The following is a 14,028-nucleotide window of genomic DNA, read 5'->3' on the forward strand; positions in this document are numbered from 1 at the left end:
AAAAAGAGACAAGACCGCTCCATGACAGGGCATGGATAACAAATCGGATATAGGTAATCCTAATCCCTAATAAAGGAAGGAGTGGGCAATTTGAAGGAAGAGACAACAATCCCTCAAGAGCAAGAAACTTCACGCATAGCAGAACCTGAGTTTAATCACGATTACGATCTGATACGTGCCTATGCCGAACAAATGAATGGCGAGGTTGAAGCTAGAGAAGAGTAACCGCTCGACTTGAAGAAGAATGCCGCATGGTTTTTGCGGCATTTTGTTTGTTTATAACCTTCAAAAACCCGCACAAACAATAATCTAGACTATAGCTTATAGTAAGATCCATCTGTTTGCTGAACTATAGTTCCTCAACTATTGTAAATGAGAAAAGAACCATCCGTGACTGGATGGCTCCTAGAATTTGAACTGGATTAATCTTCGTAAATAACGACAGACTGGGTCTCTGACTCCCATTTAACTGCTGCTTTTAAGGCTTCGCTTACAAAACGAACCGGCACAACCGTGCTGCCGTTTTCAATCGCTGCTGGAACTTCGAGAGTAACTTCATTCCCATTGACAGTTGCTGTCTTACTATCAATAAAGAGTTTCACTGTGATACCATCGCGTGTAACAGTAACTGAACGCTCTTCTTCATTCCAGGTAACCGTTGCTTTCAACGCCTCAGAGATAGCGCGGAATGGAACTAGAGTGTTGCCTTCGCGGATAAATGGAGCTACCTCGAAAGTTGGCTCTTCACCGTTTACGTATAATTTCACACCTTTTTTTCCTAGTTTATCGTACAATTTACCAAGCTTTTTGTAAGAATCAAGATTTGTAACGTTTGCAATAATAGCTTCCTTTTGAACGTAAACCGCGTCGGTTACGCTCCCGGTTCTATCTAACAGATCAGCAAACGCCGATAAGGCTGCGTCCTTCTCTTTGATGGCCTCAAGCTCAGCTTTCATTTCAGCAGTAAGCTGAGTCTCGTATTTTGTCAAAAGAAGCTCGGCAATAACAGCCCCTGCAGGCTTGTCCTTCACATTGTTGATCGCGTTGAGCAGCCCCTTGTATCCATTATGACCTTGATTGCCATAAGTATCGGATGTAACAGTCACATCCAATTTAGCATTCACCTTGAGATCAACGTTAACTTTCACATTATCCGACTTGCCTTCATTAGCATTGCTTGTTTCGGATTTTGCAAATGCCGATCCTGCCATAAGGCTCGTTGCCAGTACACATGACGCGATAACCATCCATCTTTTTTTCATCTTTTTACGCCTCCTAAGTTGTCTACTCTTATATATTCGGATACTTCTTCTATTTTTGTGAGGGTATACTTACTCTACAAATATTATTTCACAGTACTCCCTAAGCTGCCTTGTGGCAGCCTATTTGTTTGTTTAGCTATTGTTACCGTTGCGTACCTAATCCTACCTGCCCCCTAAAAATACTTTTAGATCTCGTATACCTTAGTATCAGCTGCAGCTAAAATACCTTAATAAGGCGGTAATACTCATGATATTGAAGTTAACAAAAGAGTCCAAAAGAAACAACCTTCTCGCTAAGAGCGTCATGCTCAGCATACTCGTTTTTAGCGTGGGTACCGGTAACGTATTGGCTTCGGAGATTACAACAACAACAGCACCGTCGTCTAATCCCACATCCGTGAGCATTACCCAGAATACGTCTGTCTCCTCGCAAGCAGGCACGACTTTGAACGAATCCGAAACGGAATCTCCAGATCTTTTGCCCGGAGACTTCTTCTATTTTGTAAAAACAATGTACGAAAATATTCGAATGGCCCTAACTGTCAATGACGTAAAGGAGGCACGACTGCTTACCGCATTTGCCCAAGAGCGACTAAAAGAAGCGAACGCCTTATTGGCTCAAGGAAAATCGAATGAGGCGAGTCTATCTCTTCAGAAGTCGCTGGAAACTCAGCAAAGTGCTGTTCAAAAAACAGACCAGGCTACTGGTATTTCGATAACCGTTAAGACTACACTAGCAGAAAATACGACCCAAGCGGTGGCTACTGAAGCAGAGGCTTCAACACAAAAAGAAATTGCAACAACAATCACAGCTATATCGAGCAGTGAGCAGACAGCAGATCCTGAGCAAACCGAAACCGAAGACGTGACCACTCCTGTAAAGGAAGTGAAAAATCCGGAGCAGGTCCTGAAGGTAAAGACCGATTTGCAGCATAACATTCTAGCCTTGGCCTCGGCATTGGAAAAGGCGGGGAATCCGAAAGCCCAGCTAGCTTTAATGAAAAATATAGAGAAGTCGTTTACTCATCTAGATAAAAAACTGGCCAAAATCGAACGTAAAGAGAAACTGGGGCAGGAGAATGAGAACGTTACGGCTAAGGAAGAGCAGTCCATTGCTCCGCTGGTTCCATCACCAACCTCAACACCAGTTCCAACGCCAGTTACAAACGAGCCTGTCTCAGACCAAAAGAAACAGGAGCACTTCCTAACGGAAAAAGAAGATCAAACGAAGAAGCGCGATGACAAACAGGATATTGATAAATCTGGTATAGCAAAAGAGAAAAAGAACCATAGCCAACACAACGGCGGCGAAAAAAGGAACGGCAACGGACACGACAACGACTACGGAAACAAGAACGAGAAAAGTAAAGGTAGCAAACAAGATTAATACCATGTAAAAACCGTCAGTGAGAAACTGACGGTTTTTCTTGTTACAACAATGTACCTAGCATTCTTATATGTAACCTCTAAACCTCTAGGCGAGACTCTACCCTTAATTCGATTATTTTATTACCAGCTGTGCGTACTACAATGTCCGTCGAACAAGAAAAAACCCGCAGCATGAAGCATGCCGCAGGTCTCTAACTCGTATTACTTTAGATCGTTCTATGCCGAAGCTCAACTTAGGAACTGACATCCGTATTAATGATTTCATCCAGTTCTGAACTATGTTCGTTTGCGGCTGCAATAATTTCTTGATCGACCTTATTACTTCCTTGAATTTGCTCCGCGGCTTGGGCTTGATTGTTCAGTTGCTTAACAATTTGTCCTGTGCCATGAGCTCCTTGATGTCCTCTACTGGATGTCATTGTATTTATCCTCCCAATTGGAAAGTTGATCTCCCTACTAAATTATGATGCTATTTTCCACCCTTATTAAACATAAAGCCTCATTGGTTCGTTTTCGCCTCATGCATTTGTGTAATCAACACCAACAGATTCTTTAATGGTTCGCTTAAATGTTTTTAAGCATCGCCTGGTTGATCGTGTGTATTATTTTGTGCAGACTGGTCAGGCGATTTTCGAGTTCGAGATTGCAGTTCCTTATCTACGGTCCGCTGAGATTTGGTTATCTTAGTTTTAGTTTTATCGGACATTGAAATTACCTCCTTTCTATCTTGATGAAATAATAAGTTTCTGATTTCACGCTTTTCTTTTGAGTTATTTGAAACATATATATTGTACTCACTTAAGAAGTAATATAAGCAGACACATTGTGCCAATCACTTAGTTGGTCTGCGAAATTAAACAATAATTTCTTACTGGGAACTAAAGCTTTTCAAATGAGATTATTCTTGCATAATCCTCCCTTAATCTCCACAAAATAAATCACATTGAGAAAAGGGATTCAGGCTCTATCAATCTATAATGTAAACCTAGTAAAAATGACTACGATCACCTTTCGTTCAAACTGGCAAGTCTTACACTGCTATCATTGAACAAACGTTTCCCGTTAGCTCAGCCGCTAATCTCTCATTTCCGTTTGTCATAAAAGGTTTGGCAAGCTTTCTCATAATCATTTGGTTCAAAGGTTACATCTTTGCTACCAAATCCCATACCATCATATAGTTGAACCTTGCCTTTATTAATTACACAAATACTATTAGCATACGTAAGTGATATTCCACTTCTTTCATAATCCCTTAACAACAGCATAACTTTTGTGCCTTTTTTAGGAAAATTAAAGTCAACACCATCTGTACGCATGATATCTGTTCGAAAATCTCGCTTTAATACAATTTCCTTTTGTGCCATACTGCCTTTTAGAACGGACTCCACTGAAATCCTTACTTCCTTGCGTATGTTTGTATACTCAGCATTTAATTTTTTTGTAGGAATATCTTTTTTAATTTCTCCAACTACAATATAATCCGAAATACCAATCATATCTTGTGGAGAGAATACAGACATTTTCGCTCTTAACTGTGGTGGAAATGGATTTAACAATGTTAGACAAACCAACACCGTAAGACATAATCCAGTTTTCCTCATATTGCTCCTCCAGCCATAAATGGGTGTGTTATACAATAACAACATCCCCCTTTGAAGCAACTACTATTCAATATTCAAACATATCTGTCCGTTAGCACAATAGGCTGCACGCGGCAGCCTTCCTCAAATAAGCTTTTTCATTCATGGCAGGAGATAAGCTTTGTTATGTCATCCTATTTCCACTCTCTGTGAAGTAGTTCTAGCACTAAATATTTATTGACATATAGTTCTTTCCTTCTATAAAACCAAGACTTTCATACACAGGTTTAGCCATATCAGACGAATGTAGCAGAACTTTTCTAATTCCTTGTGTATTCAAATCCTCTATTGCTTCACTAATAAGTTTGGATACTATACCTTGACGACGATAATTTGGGATTGTGAAAACATTAGCCATGTATGCAACCAATCCAGAAGGGTTTTCAAATCGTGGTAAAAATCGACATTTGCAAAAACATACCGTCGATACAACTAATCCATTGTCATCAGCAACCCATACAACGAGTGACTTGTCTGATAATGCTCCTCGATTAATGCTCTTTCCTCACCGTAAAACAAAAGGATCTACATATTAGTTATGCATAATATGTAAATTCCTATATTATGCCTTTGGATTCACCCTCCATTTGTTGGATGTTTTTCGTTTATTGGTCGTGCTAATAGCACAGAATAGGAGTCTATACTGGCAAAAGCTTAATGCATAGACTTCGTCGTCATTGTGTGAAATAAAAGATGGGCTAAGCGAGGCACGATTATTATTTCGATATGACAGACCGCGGACGGCAGGTCAATGCCCAGAATAAGAGGGCCAAAGCACTGACAGCGGCACCTAATGAACATACTCCGTTCCAGCCAGCGTAAGCGTAGATACTGGTCGAAGCAATTGAACCGGTGGCGCTTCCTATGGAATAGAAAATCATGTAGCCGGCAGTGAGTCGACTGCGTGCCTCTGGGCGCACGTTATAGATTAAACTCTGGTTCGTGACGTGTACGGCTTGCACCGCCAAATCAAGGAGGAGTATTCCAACGATCAATGCAAACAGCGAGTGTTCGGTATAGCTGATTGGCAACCATGATACCAGCAACAAGCTCAGCGCGACTCCGGTGGTCCTCTGTCCTAAACCTCGATCGGCGAGCCGCCCTGCCCGAGATGCCGCTAATGCACCGGCAACTCCAGCGAGACCAAACGCTCCAATAGCCGTATGCGAAAGCGACAGCGACGGGCTGCTTAGAGGTAACACCAACGAAGTCCACAATGTGCTGAACGCGGTAAAAATCAGCAAAGCCAATACGGCGCGGACGCGTAAGATTCGTTCTTGCAAGAACAAAGCGACTACCGAACGAAGCAACTGTGGGTAAGTTAGTGACTCTCTTTTGCGTTCATCATGCGGCAGCACACGGAACAACACGCCAGCCATGACGAGCATCAACGCCGCTGAGACGAGATAAACCGAACGCCAACCGGCGAGATCGGTCAATACGCCAGCGAAGGTTCGCGCAAGCAGAATGCCGATCACTACTCCGCTTATCACTAAGCCGACTATTCGTCCGCGCTCGACAGGAGCAGCCAAAGTCGCCGCAAACGCCACGAGCACCTGCGTTACTACAGCGAGCAGTCCAACCGCAGCCAAGCCTGTGAGCAGCACCGTGCTGGTTGGGGCGATGCCAACCGCAATAAGAGCCAATACGGATAATAGCAATAGACCGGGGATCAGCCGACGTCGATTCAGCAGATCGCCGAGCGGTACCAACAGCAGCAGTCCCAGTGCATAACAAATCTGTGTAATGGTAATGACAATGCCCACGGATGAATGCGCAATACTGAACTCGCTCGCCAGGGCGTCCAGCAGCGGTTGTGCGTAGTAGATATTTGCGACAGCCAACCCGCAGGCGGTTGCAAATAACAGTGCCACATAACGAGACATCTTAGTAACAGGAACGGAATCGAATACGGTGTATGCTCCTTGTGCTGTAGCCTCAACTATCTCGCAATCATTCCCGGCAATAACTGCCGCCTTTTCTGATAGCATCTCCATTGTTCACACATCCAATCTTCTTTAAATTAATTATATACCAATCAGTATAATATACCGATAAGTATGTTATGATGCTGTGTAAATATTACTCGCCACACATTCATACTGTCAAGAGATGGTTGTTATAAATTATTGTTTGAAGGGGCTTGATTTGACAGCAAATCCATCAAAGCTTAAAATCATAACATACTGAACGATATGGAAAGAGGTGCTGTCATGGTTCGGCAACGGGAATTTGATGTGGACATTGCATTAGACGCAGCTATGCAAATATATTGGGAGAAGGGATTCGAAGCTACCTCTTTAAGTGATTTAACATCCAGAATGGGAATTCAGAGGCCAAGCATATACTCCGCCTTTGGTGACAAGAAAGAATTATTCGAAGCCGCGCTACGGAAATATACAACCTATCACTCTTCCAATGTCCGAGCTAAACTTCAGAATCGTTCATCTGTAAAAGAAGGATTTCGCACTTTATTTGAGGGTATTGTAGAAGAAGGATACTCTGAAAGTTGCAATCGGGGCTGCTTTTGCATTAATACGATGGTGGAACTTGCTCCTCATGATGAGAAATTTGAAATTCTTACAAGGGAACATCAGATGTATCTTTCTGCCATATTTCAAGAAGCGATTGAACGAGGTTTACGATCAGGTGAGCTTGAAACCGACATGAACCCAAAAGCATTAGCACAGACACTTGTTGTATCGTTAATCGGACTTACCGTAATGATGAAATCTCGTCCAGAACGATCATTTATTAATAATTCTGTAGAGATTATACTTACATTGCTTAAGTAGATGTTGGGTAGTTCTATAAAATCTATCATGAACTTAATTTAGAATGTTCAACTCCTATCAAAAAATTCTTAACTCATAAGACGCAATGTACAAACTATGATATACGAAATGAACAATGTTTATTGCACTAATCTGCCCGTTAGGTGAGCAAAGGCTGCCGATTATGCCGGCAGCCTTTGCTAATGTTGCTTATTGAATAAACGTTCCTCGTTAGCTCAATTGAGTTACTTTAATGAATTAATAAACGAATCTAAAATCTTGACCAATTTGACAAGTCCGCTCGAATAGCTCCAGTCTTTATAATACATGTTCACATCTTTCCACGGAGCGTAATAACCGAAATCCCCAACTTCCGGATCGCTTCCTGACGATGCATTTTCCGTAGATAATTCTTTATTCAAAATACTCAATTTTTCGAAGCCACCAAATTCCTTAAGTGTGAGTGTCAACGGGAGCCTTGTCAAAAAATCCCGGCTAGTTGGATTATCATACATCTTTACAATGAATTCCTCATTGTCAAACGTCAATTTGACCCTCACATCTTTCGAACTAGGCTTACCTGTGGTCGATGACGTGAAAGGTTGGGCAGCCTGGTTGTTCGTAGACTTAGTCGTATCCGCTAGACTAGTGGCACTGTTATTTTTCGCATTATCATCTCTTAAGAATTTGGACTCTTCTTTACCGCCACAAGCAGCAAGGGAGAAGGCCGTTACCAAAGCGATAAGTATAGATTTATTCATCCTCTTGGCATCCCCCTAATTCAGGTTTTGATCGTCTGACCCAGTGGATGCGTATGTCATGCTGTCCGCGCACCTGGCTCGAACGTAACGCTTGCTCCTGCTACACGAGCAGGTGTCAGTGAAATATTCAGACGGTCCTTTGCCCGAAGGTTGGGACCCGACTCTCCTGATTTCCATTTTCTCTATTCCTCCATTAGAGTTACGTATAGAGTTACGTATTTTTTTTCGTGCTGTTTACAGCACCTACAGTCTCCGCCTTCCTAATGAGGACGATATAAGAAACAATGGCCAGTAAACTGGTTGTAAATATAACGATTCCAAAAGGGATGGCTGAATACTCTCCTGCGATTCCCACAAGTGGGGAAGTAACTGCTCCTAGTGCGAATTGAAAAGTGCCTATGACGGCAGACGCACTCCCCGCCATTTGTCCATGCGATTCCATCGCTAAGGTAATAGAAACCGGTCCAATGATTCCAATGGATACTGCAAATAAGAAGGTTGAAACAAATACTGCCAGTAAAGATCCCTGAGAGAGAACCGTAATCAGGATTGCGAAAGTAGAAATAAAGGACAGCGTTAAACCGAAACGAAATATACTGCGCTCCGTTAGCTGGCCAGCCACACGTTTGACTATTTGCGCTCCAATCATAATAGCCAGACCATTCATAGCAAACAGGATCGAAAATATTCCTGGTGACACACCGAAAATGTTCTGATAAATAAACGGAGTGCCAGCAACAAAGGCAAATACACCAGCGAACAAAATACCATTAACAAGCGCATATCCCATAAATGTTCGGTCGTGAAACAGAAGACTGTAGTTCCTCATTAATTCCTTGAAGTTTCCCTGTACACGATGCTGTACAGGTAAGCTTTCCTCTAAACCCCATGTTGTGATCCCTGTTAATAGTATTCCTAGAAGCCCCAAAAAAACAAACACACCAACCCATGAACCGAAAGATGTGACAACACTTCCGGCATTCGGGGATATTAATGGAGCGACATTGCTGATCATCGTAAGCAGAGAGATAAATTTCGTCAATTCGACCCCATTATATCTGTCCCGAGCAATCGCACGAGAAATCACGAGTCCGGCAGATGCTGCCCCCCCTTGGACGAAGCGTAAAACGATGAAAGATTCAATATTAGGTACTAAAGCACAACCAAAAGATGAAACAATATAAAGAATCATGGCTATCAGCAATGGGGTACGTCTTCCATACCTATCACTTAAAGGTCCCATGACCATCTGGCCTAAGCCTAAACCTAGCAGGCTGGCTGTTAAACTCGCTTGAATCATGGATGCGTTACTTCCGAAAAAATCCATGATCTGCGGAAGCGACGCGAGATACATATCGACTGTAAATGGTCCCAATGCGGAAAATGCGGCCAGTATTAAAGCCAATCGGAGGGAATGGTTTTTAAGTTTATCGTTCATGCGATCTATAAAGTCGATATGTCGATAACGAATCGGTATCGCACGTCACTACGCAGAATCCGCTCATACGCTTCGTCTACTTGCTCGGCACGGATAATCTCAATTTGAGGCAGAATACCATGCGCGGCAGCAAAATTAAGCATCTCTTGTGTTTCCGCAAGTCCGCCAACCAAAGACCCCGCAATACTGCGGCGACTCATGATTAGGGAGAACACGTTGTATTGACTCGGTTCCGCGGGCGCTCCGACATTAACAAGCGTTCCGTCTACACGAAGTAGCGATAAGTACGAATCGACGTCAATATTGGCGGATACGGTGTTGAGAATCAGGTCGAATCGGCCGGCAAGCATGTTGAAAGTTTCAGGATCAAGCGTTGAAAAATAATAATCCGCACCAAAACTTAACGCTTCGTTTTCCTTATCTTTCGCACGGCTTAACACTGTAACTTCTGCACCCATCGCATGCGCGAATTGTATCGCAACGTGGCCCAAACCACCCATCCCCAGAATAGCTACTTTTTTTCCTGGACTGGCATTCCAACGTTTCAAAGGGGAGTAAGTGGTAATACCAGCGCACAAAAGCGGACTGGCTACATCTAACTCCATATCATCCGGGATATACACAACGAATTTTTCAGTGACAACGATGTTTTGGCTATAACCGCCATAAGTTGGATTACCCTCGTAGTCCAAGGAGTTGTAGGTGGCTACAAAGCCTTTTGAACAATGTTGTTCTTCTCCACGGAGGCAGTATTCGCACTCTCCGCAAGAATCTACATAGCAGCCTACACCGACTCGGTCACCTACTGCAAATTTCGTTACCTTCTCCCCTACTGCGGTTACAACCCCGGTAATTTCATGACCAGGCACCATTGGGAAAATTCCGCCTGTCCAGTCCCCGTGTGCACTATGAATATCTGAATGACAAATGCCGCTAAACTTTATATCGATCGACACGTCATCCGGTCGTAATTGTCGTCTTTCAATTGTAGTCTTTTCAAATGGCGCTTTGGCCGTTGGAACACTCAATACGTGAGTTTTGCACATGGGCGTTGTCTCCTTTTCCATAAACCAAATTGTGATGACTAACCAAATAGATTTGATTAACCAACTTGTGTCTATTATTATATAATCAAGGATGTAATTCAATGATTAAAGAAACGTAATCTGTTGATATATCAACAGAACAGCGGAAATTGTTAATTATCTTAGAAAGTTTGGTGAATATACGATGGCTAAAACGGATCGGAGAATTCTTAAAACACAGGAATCTTTGAAAAAAGCTGTTATTGAACTGATGACTGAAAAAAGTTTCGATGATATAACCATTCAGGATATTTCAGACCGGGCTAACCTAAATCGAGGAACCATTTATCTTCATTATCAGGATAAATTTGATTTATTGGATAAACTTATAGAAACACACCTTAATGAATTAGGAGAGATGGATGAATGGGCATGTAAGATGGATTGGAACGAGGCTCTCGTACCTTATTTTGAATATTTCGAAAAAAATTATTTATTTTTTTCTACTATGTTAGCAAGTACAGGTGTTCCGTCAGCTTTTAGAACTCGACTACTGACTTCTTTTATTGACGGATTTAAAGGTGAGATTGACAGAGAAAGCGGAAGAAATACGGATTTAAAGGAAGATGTAATGCTGCAATATGCCGGTACCGCTTATGTAGGTGTTATTGAATGGTGGATTAAAAACGGAATGCCCTATTCGCCTCAAGTAATGGCTAAACAAGTTGGTACCTTGTTAGGGAGAAGTTTGTAGGTTAATGAAATAAATATATACTTAATTCACAGATTCTTAATTCAAGAAAAAGCCCTTGATTATCAAGGACTTTTCTTGACTATATAGCCGCTCCAGTGATGGAATAAGGTGGTGGCCAAGATCGCAGACAAACAGCAGAACTGCGTCTAGAGCTCACTAGAAATGGAGAAGGTTCACAAAGCTCGACTCGTCAGAAGCAAGGAACAGCGCTACTTGAGCACATAAACGATAACAATTGAAATTCACGGCGTGATAAAGGAATCGACACTCCGTTTCGGCTCACTTCATAGGTACTATGGTCAATGACAAGCGTATCTCCAAATTTTTTGGTATCCGCTTCCCAATTCGTTTCTTTTCTACGATATAAGGCATGAAGTCGTGCGATCAATTCCTCAAAAGCAAATGGCTTCACCAAATAATCATCTGCTCCTGCATTTAAGCCTTGAACACGATCAGTAATAGAATCTCGTGCTGTTAGCATTAGGATCGGTGTCCGATTCTTCTTCATTCGGATTTCTTTGCATAACTCAATCCCGCTTTTATGAGGAATCATCTAGTCTAATATATAAATATCAAAAGTTGCTCTTTCAATGAATTCCAGTGCACTTTCCGCATGTAATGCCCATTCCACATGGTATAGTTGCTTTCTAAGCTTATATTGAATCAGCTCGCCCAGCTTCACATCATCCTCAACCAGTAAGATATGCATAACTCCATCACCCCTTCCTCGGATTTACTATTATAGAAATGCGTGAATTAAAAACAATACAGCAAATGCAAGTCCACATCTTAAATGCCACTTCTTATCGAGCCTCTTGTAACGGAATAAACCGGAAATCGGTACTGGTAACAGGACGATTAATGCAAGAAGTCCGCTAATGTTGTTAAAATCCCATTTAAAACCATACATAAAAACGGCAACCGCATGGAGTGTAATAAGCGCAATAGCAAGAATGGCTATTGCAGCATGAAATTTTTTGGCAATACGAAGTAGCATAACCAAACCTTTTTTCAGAGTAGCCAATTTCGTCCAAATCCGCTGTTTTATTATTAATGCTAAAACGTAATTCGCTAACACTACGAATAAGGCTATTCGGGCATTAGAACCATAATTCTTGAAAGTGTGCTCAAAACTACGATTGTGCAACGCTGTTGATGGTAAATGAAACAGACTCCAAATCTGCCATATCACATAAATTGTAGACACTGCCATCGCACAAAATACCCACAATCGCTCTTTCTTAGGAATCCATGACTGTTTTACTTCTTGATTTTGCTGAGCACCCATCTTATTTCCTCCACCTTCAGAATGAATAGTTGTAATATACCCTATCTTTCTGAAAATGAAATGAAAAGCACAAAACCGATATACTCCTTATGAATGTACGTAACAACGGCAAGTTCGTACAATAAATAATGAAACAATTTTTAAGAAATTGAGTTTTATGCCTATTCTGCGTAAAAACTAAATGCTAATCGAATCACAATTGTAAGTTTAATTTCATTGTAATTTATTGTTATTGTCCCATGGGTAGCGAGACCAACAAACTTGTACATGCATTGCTAACTTCACGTTTAGGGGGACTTTACAAATAAATTATACTCTCTTGATATTTAAAAATTGAAAGAATGATATAATAATTTTTCATGTAAAATATGTAGGACAAGAGAGGTATCAAAGTAATGGAGCATTCAATAAAACCTAATAGATTAAAATCTACTCTCGAAGTATTATGGGTATCTCTGAAGTTGGGTTTAACATCTTTTGGTGGCCCTGTGGCGCACTTAGGTTACTTTCATGACGAATATGTTCGCAGAAAAAAGTGGTTGGATGAGCGTAGCTTCGCAGACTTAGTTGCACTCTGTCAGTTCTTACCAGGCCCAGCTAGCAGTCAAGTCGGTATAGGGATTGGTACCATTCGCGCAGGTCTTCTAGGCGGATTTATTGCCTGGCTAGGGTTCACGCTGCCATCAGTGATTGCATTAGTTCTTTTTGCTTTAGTGTTGAAAGGATTCGATATTGGAAATGTTGGGTGGATTCACGGTTTAAAGATAGTTGCAGTAGCTATCGTAGCACAAGCAGTTTTAGGGATGGGCCAAAAACTTACCCCAGATCGGAAACGAGTGACAATAGCCATAGTCAGTGCAACCATCACACTGATTTGGCAAACTACAATGGCTCAAATCGTACTTATTGCTCTAGCGGCAATTATTGGAGTACTCCTATACCGGGGAAAGACTGATGTGGAACGCACGGAACTTCAAATTCCAGTTAGCCGCACCATAGGTCTGATCTGTTTAGTTTTGTTCTTTGCTTTCCTAGTTGGACTACCTATTCTGAGGGGAATTTCTACTCAACACTGGCTGGCGTTATTTGATAGTTTCTATAGATCTGGATCCCTAGTCTTTGGCGGAGGTCACGTGGTTTTACCTTTATTAGAGCGAGAGATGGTACCAACAGGTTGGGTAAGTAAAGAAAACTTCTTATCTGGATATGGGATCACTCAAGCGGTACCAGGGCCTCTGTTCACATTTGCTTCTTATTTGGGAGCTATTAATGGGGGAGTTTTTGGTGCTGTGATTGCAACTTTCGCTATTTTTCTTCCCGCATATTTATTGGTTATCGGTACACTGCCCTTTTGGAATGCTCTCAGAAGCAATCCTAAAATTCAAGGTGCTTTAACAGGTATTAACGCGGCTGTCGTCGGAATTTTACTCGCTTCTTTCTATAACCCGATCTGGACATCGGCAATCTTAAAGCCTGCAGACTTTGCTTTGGCTGCTATATTATTTATTTTGCTCGTATTTTGGAAATTGCCTCCATGGGTTATTGTGATCGCTGGTGCAGCAGGAGGAACTCTGACGATAATTATATAGTCAAAATTTATAGATCTCATAAGACTTTCGTAAATCATCTGAACGTCTAGTATCATTCATTGTCGTAATCAAAGTAATCTTATCACTAAGTTCTGAACGTAAGAATGA

The 14,028-nt window shown here is 41.7% G+C and carries 16 protein-coding genes; 5 read left to right on the top strand and 11 right to left on the bottom strand.

The genetic code is table 11. From position 1 onward, the window contains the following. Positions 1–90 precede the first annotated feature (90 nt). On the top strand, positions 91–225 hold the full coding sequence (locus ACSQ8O_RS23720; protein ID WP_436243622.1) for a hypothetical protein: 135 nt from the start codon (positions 91–93) through the stop codon (positions 223–225). A gap of 197 nt (positions 226–422) precedes the next feature. Here the strand turns inward: ACSQ8O_RS23720 and ACSQ8O_RS23725 are convergent, their stop codons facing one another. Beyond that, positions 423–1,262 carry a copper amine oxidase N-terminal domain-containing protein gene (locus ACSQ8O_RS23725; RefSeq protein ID WP_436243623.1) on the bottom strand — a complete coding sequence of 280 codons (840 nt, stop codon included), beginning with the start codon at positions 1,260–1,262 and terminating at the stop codon, positions 423–425. A gap of 247 nt (positions 1,263–1,509) precedes the next feature. On the opposite strand from ACSQ8O_RS23725, the gene ACSQ8O_RS23730 reads away from it, so the two are divergent. After that, entirely contained in the window at positions 1,510–2,649 is a 1,140-nt protein-coding gene (locus tag ACSQ8O_RS23730; RefSeq protein ID WP_436243624.1) for a DUF5667 domain-containing protein, read from the top strand. A 235-nt stretch (positions 2,650–2,884) separates the two neighbouring features. Here the strand turns inward: ACSQ8O_RS23730 and ACSQ8O_RS23735 are convergent, their stop codons facing one another. The 4 genes from ACSQ8O_RS23735 to ACSQ8O_RS23750 form a co-directional block, all read right to left on the bottom strand. Next, complete coding sequence (locus ACSQ8O_RS23735; protein ID WP_436243625.1) at positions 2,885–3,070, bottom strand: hypothetical protein; 186 nt, start codon at positions 3,068–3,070, stop codon at positions 2,885–2,887. Positions 3,071–3,733: 663 nt separating this feature from the next. Next, positions 3,734–4,252 carry a hypothetical protein gene (locus ACSQ8O_RS23740; RefSeq protein WP_436243626.1) on the bottom strand — a complete coding sequence of 173 codons (519 nt, stop codon included), beginning with the start codon at positions 4,250–4,252 and terminating at the stop codon, positions 3,734–3,736. 205 nt (positions 4,253–4,457) lie between these two features. Continuing rightward, positions 4,458–4,787 carry a GNAT family N-acetyltransferase gene (locus ACSQ8O_RS23745; RefSeq protein WP_436243944.1) on the bottom strand — a complete coding sequence of 110 codons (330 nt, stop codon included), beginning with the start codon at positions 4,785–4,787 and terminating at the stop codon, positions 4,458–4,460. A 220-nt stretch (positions 4,788–5,007) separates the two neighbouring features. Beyond that, positions 5,008–6,177, bottom strand: a complete 1,170-nt coding sequence (locus tag ACSQ8O_RS23750) for an MFS transporter (RefSeq protein ID WP_436243945.1) — start codon at positions 6,175–6,177, stop codon at positions 5,008–5,010. A 327-nt stretch (positions 6,178–6,504) separates the two neighbouring features. Between ACSQ8O_RS23750 and ACSQ8O_RS23755 the strand changes: the two genes are divergently transcribed. Beyond that, entirely contained in the window at positions 6,505–7,086 is a 582-nt protein-coding gene (locus ACSQ8O_RS23755) for a TetR/AcrR family transcriptional regulator (protein WP_436243946.1), read from the top strand. A 224-nt stretch (positions 7,087–7,310) separates the two neighbouring features. Here ACSQ8O_RS23755 and ACSQ8O_RS23760 read toward each other — a convergent pair whose 3' ends face one another. The 3 genes from ACSQ8O_RS23760 to ACSQ8O_RS23770 form a co-directional block, all read right to left on the bottom strand. Then, a complete protein-coding gene (locus ACSQ8O_RS23760) occupies positions 7,311–7,826 on the bottom strand; it encodes a cyclophilin-like fold protein (protein ID WP_436243627.1) in 516 nt (171 codons plus the stop codon). Between the two features lie 211 nt (positions 7,827–8,037). Further along, positions 8,038–9,264 (bottom strand): multidrug effflux MFS transporter, encoded by a 1,227-nt coding sequence (locus ACSQ8O_RS23765; protein ID WP_436243628.1) that lies wholly within the window; start codon positions 9,262–9,264, stop codon positions 8,038–8,040. A 5-nt stretch (positions 9,265–9,269) separates the two neighbouring features. After that, positions 9,270–10,310 carry an NAD(P)-dependent alcohol dehydrogenase gene (locus ACSQ8O_RS23770; RefSeq protein ID WP_436243629.1) on the bottom strand — a complete coding sequence of 347 codons (1,041 nt, stop codon included), beginning with the start codon at positions 10,308–10,310 and terminating at the stop codon, positions 9,270–9,272. 184 nt (positions 10,311–10,494) lie between these two features. On the opposite strand from ACSQ8O_RS23770, the gene ACSQ8O_RS23775 reads away from it, so the two are divergent. After that, the gene (locus ACSQ8O_RS23775) at positions 10,495–11,043 is read left to right on the top strand and encodes a TetR/AcrR family transcriptional regulator (protein WP_173190724.1); all 549 of its coding nucleotides are present in this window, start codon (positions 10,495–10,497) and stop codon (positions 11,041–11,043) included. Positions 11,044–11,233: 190 nt separating this feature from the next. Here ACSQ8O_RS23775 and ACSQ8O_RS23780 read toward each other — a convergent pair whose 3' ends face one another. From ACSQ8O_RS23780 to ACSQ8O_RS23790, 3 genes are read right to left on the bottom strand one after another with little or no spacing between them, the layout of a single operon-like run. Continuing rightward, a complete protein-coding gene (locus ACSQ8O_RS23780; RefSeq protein WP_436243630.1) occupies positions 11,234–11,596 on the bottom strand; it encodes a response regulator transcription factor in 363 nt (120 codons plus the stop codon). Further along, positions 11,597–11,752 (bottom strand): hypothetical protein, encoded by a 156-nt coding sequence (locus ACSQ8O_RS23785; protein WP_436243631.1) that lies wholly within the window; start codon positions 11,750–11,752, stop codon positions 11,597–11,599. It abuts the gene before it with no gap. 30 nt (positions 11,753–11,782) lie between these two features. Then, entirely contained in the window at positions 11,783–12,331 is a 549-nt protein-coding gene (locus tag ACSQ8O_RS23790) for a hypothetical protein (RefSeq protein WP_436243632.1), read from the bottom strand. Between the two features lie 395 nt (positions 12,332–12,726). On the opposite strand from ACSQ8O_RS23790, the gene ACSQ8O_RS23795 reads away from it, so the two are divergent. Then, positions 12,727–13,920: a chromate transporter gene (locus ACSQ8O_RS23795; RefSeq protein WP_436243633.1), complete on the top strand. Its 1,194-nt coding sequence runs from the start codon at positions 12,727–12,729 to the stop codon at positions 13,918–13,920. The last annotated feature ends 108 nt before the right edge of the window (positions 13,921–14,028 follow it).

Origin of the sequence: Paenibacillus sp. LjRoot56, from assembly GCF_964253335.1 — a bacterium.
Lineage (GTDB): Bacteria > Bacillota > Bacilli > Paenibacillales > NBRC-103111 > Paenibacillus_E > Paenibacillus_E allorhizoplanae.

Bases quoted from the DNA above. Each gene is read 5' to 3' on its own strand.
- ACSQ8O_RS23725 (WP_436243623.1), bottom strand. From the start codon at position 1,262: ATGAAAAAAAGATGGATGGTTATCGCGTCATGTGTACTGGCAACGAGC.
- ACSQ8O_RS23730 (WP_436243624.1), top strand. From the start codon at position 1,510: ATGATATTGAAGTTAACAAAAGAGTCCAAAAGAAACAACCTTCTCGCT.
- ACSQ8O_RS23735 (WP_436243625.1), bottom strand. From the start codon at position 3,070: ATGACATCCAGTAGAGGACATCAAGGAGCTCATGGCACAGGACAAATT.
- ACSQ8O_RS23740 (WP_436243626.1), bottom strand. From the start codon at position 4,252: ATGAGGAAAACTGGATTATGTCTTACGGTGTTGGTTTGTCTAACATTG.
- ACSQ8O_RS23750 (WP_436243945.1), bottom strand. From the start codon at position 6,177: ATGTCTCGTTATGTGGCACTGTTATTTGCAACCGCCTGCGGGTTGGCT.
- ACSQ8O_RS23755 (WP_436243946.1), top strand. From the start codon at position 6,505: ATGGTTCGGCAACGGGAATTTGATGTGGACATTGCATTAGACGCAGCT.
- ACSQ8O_RS23760 (WP_436243627.1), bottom strand. From the start codon at position 7,826: ATGAATAAATCTATACTTATCGCTTTGGTAACGGCCTTCTCCCTTGCT.
- ACSQ8O_RS23765 (WP_436243628.1), bottom strand. From the start codon at position 9,264: ATGAACGATAAACTTAAAAACCATTCCCTCCGATTGGCTTTAATACTG.
- ACSQ8O_RS23770 (WP_436243629.1), bottom strand. From the start codon at position 10,310: ATGTGCAAAACTCACGTATTGAGTGTTCCAACGGCCAAAGCGCCATTT.
- ACSQ8O_RS23775 (WP_173190724.1), top strand. From the start codon at position 10,495: ATGGCTAAAACGGATCGGAGAATTCTTAAAACACAGGAATCTTTGAAA.
- ACSQ8O_RS23780 (WP_436243630.1), bottom strand. From the start codon at position 11,596: ATGATTCCTCATAAAAGCGGGATTGAGTTATGCAAAGAAATCCGAATG.
- ACSQ8O_RS23785 (WP_436243631.1), bottom strand. From the start codon at position 11,752: ATGCATATCTTACTGGTTGAGGATGATGTGAAGCTGGGCGAGCTGATT.
- ACSQ8O_RS23790 (WP_436243632.1), bottom strand. From the start codon at position 12,331: ATGGGTGCTCAGCAAAATCAAGAAGTAAAACAGTCATGGATTCCTAAG.
- ACSQ8O_RS23795 (WP_436243633.1), top strand. From the start codon at position 12,727: ATGGAGCATTCAATAAAACCTAATAGATTAAAATCTACTCTCGAAGTA.